6 protein-coding genes and 2 pseudogenes are annotated in these 5,528 nt (G+C 34.2%); 2 read left to right on the forward strand and 6 right to left on the reverse strand.

Features of this window, described 5'->3' with window-relative positions:
- Positions 1 to 841 precede the first annotated feature (841 nt).
- Both ACX1N5_RS15540 and ACX1N5_RS15545 read left to right on the forward strand, forming a co-directional pair.
- Positions 842 to 1,309: a hypothetical protein gene (locus tag ACX1N5_RS15540; protein WP_458803525.1), complete on the forward strand. Its 468-nt coding sequence runs from the start codon at positions 842 to 844 to the stop codon at positions 1,307 to 1,309.
- Between the two features lie 11 nt (positions 1,310 to 1,320).
- Positions 1,321 to 1,767, forward strand: a complete 447-nt coding sequence (locus tag ACX1N5_RS15545; protein ID WP_458803527.1) for a hypothetical protein — start codon at positions 1,321 to 1,323, stop codon at positions 1,765 to 1,767.
- A 79-nt stretch (positions 1,768 to 1,846) separates the two neighbouring features.
- Here the strand turns inward: ACX1N5_RS15545 and ACX1N5_RS15550 are convergent, their stop codons facing one another.
- The 6 genes and pseudogenes from ACX1N5_RS15550 to ACX1N5_RS15575 all read right to left on the reverse strand — a co-directional run.
- A complete protein-coding gene (locus tag ACX1N5_RS15550) occupies positions 1,847 to 2,224 on the reverse strand; it encodes a hypothetical protein (protein ID WP_458803529.1) in 378 nt (125 codons plus the stop codon).
- Positions 2,225 to 2,226: 2 nt separating this feature from the next.
- On the reverse strand, positions 2,227 to 2,547 hold the full coding sequence (locus ACX1N5_RS15555; RefSeq protein ID WP_458803530.1) for a hypothetical protein: 321 nt from the start codon (positions 2,545 to 2,547) through the stop codon (positions 2,227 to 2,229).
- Between the two features lie 84 nt (positions 2,548 to 2,631).
- Positions 2,632 to 3,336 (reverse strand): IS6 family transposase, encoded by a 705-nt coding sequence (locus ACX1N5_RS15560; protein ID WP_458803532.1) that lies wholly within the window; start codon positions 3,334 to 3,336, stop codon positions 2,632 to 2,634.
- A 227-nt stretch (positions 3,337 to 3,563) separates the two neighbouring features.
- A pseudogene (locus ACX1N5_RS15565) lies at positions 3,564 to 3,706 on the reverse strand (IS3 family transposase); the annotation flags it as partial.
- On the reverse strand, positions 3,706 to 3,951 hold the full coding sequence (locus tag ACX1N5_RS15570) for a hypothetical protein (protein ID WP_458803534.1): 246 nt from the start codon (positions 3,949 to 3,951) through the stop codon (positions 3,706 to 3,708). The pseudogene ACX1N5_RS15565 and the gene ACX1N5_RS15570, both read right to left, overlap by 1 nt.
- A 651-nt stretch (positions 3,952 to 4,602) precedes the next feature.
- A pseudogene (locus ACX1N5_RS15575) lies at positions 4,603 to 5,359 on the reverse strand (VENN motif pre-toxin domain-containing protein); the annotation flags it as partial.
- Positions 5,360 to 5,528: the final 169 nt, after the last annotated feature.

Consider the following 5,528-nt stretch of genomic DNA (forward strand, 5'->3'; position numbering starts at 1 on the left):
ACGGCATAAGTAGGAGTACTGGCGAGTAACAACATAAAAATGAATAGTTTTTTATTATTCATCATATAGATGTTGGAAAACATATTAATTAGTTTTTAAGTATAAAGTTTGCGGCATATTACCAAAATATTACAAACATTACACAAATAATTTAAATTGTGGATTTTTTATGAGTAAAAAAACAACAATATATAATTTTTTTATTTTTCCAAATGATAAATATTATAACAACTAATAAAAAATTAAAATACATTAAAAAAACATGTAAAATATTAAATTAATTATTGTTTTCAAACAATTTTATTTAATATATTAAATTTTATTTATTTTTGTTTTTAAACAAAAAAATAGGGTATTCACATCACAACCTCACCTAAAAATTACTTGAAGTGTTTAATCCACACAAAATCATCAAATCTCGCACCTTTTAAAAATTGTTTAATACAAATATTAAATAACCCAATTAAGATATGAAAATCTATAAAATTAATCTTTTTAATACATGTATTAAAAAACTAAAAAACATGTTTTTAACATTAAATTTTTTAGAAATTATGGTTTCATATTGATCCACTATCAATATTTTTTCACATCCATCCAAAAATAGTTTTTTGAATAAAAGCATTAATTAAAACATATCCGAACTCAAAAAGCTTTAAGGCAGTAGCTTCAATTACTTTCAATTCTTCAAGGAAAATCTTCACAGTATTTTTACGACCTAATTTGATATGAATGACTACTTATCTGTTTAATTTTTTTTAAATATTACTTGCTATTTTCCAACTCTCAAGATTCAATACGCCGCTTAATCAAACCAACTCAACAATAAATAATAATCATCATGAACTTTAAAAACTTATTCACCACCCTATTTTTCGTGCCTACCATCGCTTCAGCCAACACCTGCCACACAAAGTCGGACGCCCTAATAAAAGACCTGTACAAAACCTTTCCTGTGGATGGATCCAATACAACACAAGATGCAAGCCCTGCACTACTCAATCAATTCTTTTCCAAAAAGCTATCCAACCTCATTATCAAAGATGAAAAATGCGCAGAAAAAATACAGGGACTCTGTAATATTGAATTTAATATTTTGACTGCTGCTCAAGATGACCCAGACCAAAACAAATATAAAATATTACAAAGTGCCAAGACACTGGTAACAGTTCGACTTGAATATGACCATATCCCTAAATTTTTAAACTTTAAAATCAGCTCAAACTCTAGATGCCTGTTGATTGAAGACATTGAATACGTCGATGACCAATTGAGTTTATTAGAAATATTAAATAGAAAAGTTCCATAATGGGAAAATTTATGAAATTAGCAAAAACTTTTTTGTGTATTGTGATTGGGATTTTTATTCCATTAGTTGTATCCGCACTCTTATTATTATTTAGTTCTTTTATTTGGATCTTTTTACAGCATTATGAAAATTTCGTAATTAATCCAGATAGTATTTTTTATGCAAGAACTTTCTCCTTGCTTTTATTGGGGTCTGTATTTTTTTCTGGGATTCAATCTATTCTTTATAGTTTAATTATGAACCTATCTGTTTTACCAAAGATGAAGAAAACTCAAGACGTCCTATTGGTAAGTACAATATTAGGTGGATTATCTGGAACATGTATTTTTGTTTTTAATCTAATTTTCGATCGAAGTTTTCATTTTAGCTTTACCTATTTATATATTATTTTATTGGGTCTTGCCGTTGGTACAATTTCTGGATATTTACTGTTAAAAATTAGATCTTTTCTCTTCTAATTTTTAGAATGAATAACACTATTTTAAATTTAAAATAAAACAAAAGTACATGTATTAAACAAGTAAAAAAACAAGTGTACTACTTGTTTTTTACAACATTAAATTTTTCAGAAACTATTGATTTATATTCATCTTTACCAACAATTTTTTCACACTTTGCTAAAATTATTTCACGAATAAAAGCATTGATTGATGTGTCACCAAGCTCAGAAAGCTTTGAAACGGCAGCCTCAATTGCTTTTAGCTCTTCAGGGAAAAGTGGTACGGTAATATTACGACCTTGCTTCGTGCGTGAACGCTCACGATTACTTAAAGTGTTTGGCTCTAGCTCAACCTCACTCTTATTTCGAGTGGTGATTTTCTTAGTCTTAGACTCTGGAGCTTTTACATCTGAGTTTGCATCTTCAATAAAAGCTGTTTTCTCTCGGGCACGTTTAAATCTATCCAAGTCAGCCATAATTAAAGTACCTCAATCAAAAATTCATTAAACTCATCTTTTGCTTTACTACTGCTCATTTCAGATACAGATTTCGCCTCCACAATCGCATCACGGAATTGCTTACGATCCTTAATCACAGTTTGCAAAAGTTTAAAATTTGGATAGTCAGCAAGATATGCTTTGGCTTGTTCAATCTCACTGCTTTTCGGGTTGGTTGGCGCTTTATTAATGACAATGTATGCTTCAAGCGTTGGGTTATCTATTTTGACTTTTTGAATCTTATCTTCCAAATAAGGAATCACTTCCAGATCCAACAAACTTGCCTGAGTAGGTACAACCAACTTGTCTGTTACCAATAATGCTTCACGAAAAACGGCACTGTTGCAAATAGAGATTTGAGTAGATGTGTTCCCTTTAAAAAGTACTTAGAGACCAAAAACTCTATTCACAAGATACACTTCACCCTCGGGCTGACCATAATAAAATGATGAAGCTTGCCCTTTACGGAGTGCTCTCATCACTTCAATACCTTTAATTGTGGCATAAGCCGTCTTCATGGATTTGAAGCCTAATGTGGCTCTGAGGATGCGTTTTAGCTTGCCATGATCACATTCAATCACGTTATTCTTGTACTTAATCTGCCTATGCTCAAGATCTGGTGGGCATTTTCCTTCCCGTTTTAATCGTGATAAAGCACAACCATAGGTCGGTGCTTTATCTGTATTGATCACCCTTGGAATTTGCCATTTCTTCACATTATTGAAAATCTTTCCAAGAAAACAATAGGCTGATTTGGTATTGCGTCGAGAAGAAAGATAAAAATCAATCGTATATCCACGTTGGTCAACTGCACGATACAAATAAGCCCATCGCCCGTTCACCTTTACATAGGTTTCATCAATATGCCATGAACTCAGCTCTTTAGGCTTACGCCAATACCAGCGTAAGCGTTTTTCTATTTCAGGAGCATAACGTTGAACCCAACGATAAATCGTCGTGTGATCAACATACACACCACGTTCAGCGAGCATTTCCTGAAGTTCACGATAGCTAATGCCATATTTACAATACCAGCGCACGGCCCAAAGAATGATTTCACCCTGAAAATGTCGACCATGGAAAGGATTCATATACTGAACTTTTAGCTAAAAGGGTATTTAGCTTATCATCTATGGCTATTTGCAACAGTGCCGCTTGTAATTCCTCGAATGTGCTATACAGCTTTTTCCTAAATGTAATCTGATAAAACTCCTGCAAGATGGCACTGTTGCAAATAGAGATTTGAGTCAATGATGTTACCGTTAAAAAGTACTTAGAGACCAAAAACTCTATTTACCAGATACACTTCACCCTGATCCTAGAGAGTATCGTGGACAGCGAGTCCCTCTAAAAGCTCTTAAAATATTGCTGCTCAAATGCTGCAGGGCTTAACTAGCCATTGGCAGAATGCCTTCTGATTCGATTGTAGTAAACTTCAGTATATTCAAACAAGACCGAGTTCACACTCCCGAACAGTCCTGTAATAAAGCATCTAATAGACTCTTAACTTCATCCTTAGATAACTCAAATTCTTCCCCCATATCCATCGCTACTAAAATCATAAGTTTTTCAGATGCAAAAGTTGATAATTCCAAAGCATAGTCATTATAAATTTCCATAGCCTTACTAGATACTTGTACTGGATCGTAATTTTGAAATACAAAATCTTTCAATTTAGATAATTCTCTATTTAAATCGTTGCTCAATTTATTTAGCTCCCATCTGTATTTCTTTTCCTGTTGGTGGGTAATGCTGCCCAATTACTGGTTGTCCATTTATTGATTTTGGATGTACTCTGATTATATTGCCACTATGATCATAACTTTCCATCCATTGTCTAACAGTCCCAGTTTTAGGATTATATTCTGTCACAAAAGAAGCCCCCCTTGTTGGACCATCTTTAGCTGCAGCGACTTCTTTATTGTAATATCTAACTCTCCCATCAGGTAACGTTTTTGTTACTTCAGCCATTTTTTGAGCTTTTTCTAATCCCGAAAGTTTCCTATTTAATGCATCCTGCGCATTCACGTTTGTTGCTTTAAAAGCATCATCTCTATAAATATTATTTTCAATTTTTGCCCCTGCTTTTTCTACAGCTTTTTCAGCAGTCTTGGCATCTTTATATACAGCTATTAATTTTTTCGTACCCTTTAAAACAACACCAACACCTTTTCCAATAGGAATTAATTCATATGGCTCAGTAGGGATCAATACTAGCGCTGTTTCTTTTAAAATTTGAATCCCTTCTTTTCTTATGTATTGTCCACATGCTGGATCACTTGGACTTAAGCCCAATATGGCACAAGTATTCTTATACATTGTGTCTGAATTGTTCTTGGCATTCTGATAATCTTTAATTGAATCAATATTATTCTCTACTGCATTTTGTCCAACAACTCCAGCAATCTGTGCATTAAACGTAGAATCTCCAACAGTTCCTCCAACAACTGCTCCTATCGCAGCAGTTAAATCTCTAATTTGAGTTTTAACATTTTCAGGTAATAAATTCGGATCAAACTCTCCTGTAAGAGGATTAATTGCGGTACGACCATCATTGTATTGGTTGGAGAAATAATTCGCTGCGGCTTCACTTGCAACGGCTGCACTGCCTCCAGCCGCTGGATCTCCATTATTAACATACGCCAATACAGCCCCAAGGATCGCATGTGAAGCTAATTGGGCAGCGGTATTTTTATCTTCACCATGCCCAAAGGCTTCACCAATTAACTGAGATCCATAAGGTGCTAAAGTATTAGTGACCACTTGCAAGTCAGTCTGCCCACCTAATGCTCCTGTAATCGCAGTCGTGACAGCATTTAAAGCTCGACTCTTATCTCCTCCTATTCCCCATGCCTGTGCTTCATCTGAAATATATTGATACTCAATAAAATGGTCTAATAAAAACTTCTGTTTATCTAGATCAGTAGTTTTTGATTGATATTCTTCCCAATCTGCTCCACCTTTTTCTTTCAATTCAGCTATTGCATTTTTTTCAGCATTTTTCTTCACTTCCTCAGCTTCAATCTGCTGATTCTGACTATATGTTCTCGTCGCCGCCACAATTGTTGATGTAGCAGCAGCAACAGTTTTTTGTTTATCGAGGATCTCTTGCAGGTTAGGTAAGGTTTCAAGCTGTCGGTTTGCCGTTGCTATATCGCTATGTATACCCAGTTCTTCAACTGTTGTTGTCTTACCACCAATTGTGATATTACCTGCACTTAATGTGGCATAGGTTGTACTGCTATCCTTATCAGACTCATATTGAGGTAAACTTGGGCTAAAG

The sequence above is a fragment of the Acinetobacter sp. ANC 4636 genome (assembly GCF_054454555.1).

What these genes read in the sequence shown, in the direction of transcription:
- ACX1N5_RS15540 (WP_458803525.1), top strand. Translation starts at nt 842, where the DNA reads ATGAACTTTAAAAACTTATTCACCACCCTATTTTTCGTGCCTACCATC.
- ACX1N5_RS15545 (WP_458803527.1), top strand. Translation starts at nt 1,321, where the DNA reads ATGAAATTAGCAAAAACTTTTTTGTGTATTGTGATTGGGATTTTTATT.
- ACX1N5_RS15550 (WP_458803529.1), bottom strand. Translation starts at nt 2,224, where the DNA reads ATGGCTGACTTGGATAGATTTAAACGTGCCCGAGAGAAAACAGCTTTT.
- ACX1N5_RS15560 (WP_458803532.1), bottom strand. Translation starts at nt 3,336, where the DNA reads ATGAATCCTTTCCATGGTCGACATTTTCAGGGTGAAATCATTCTTTGG.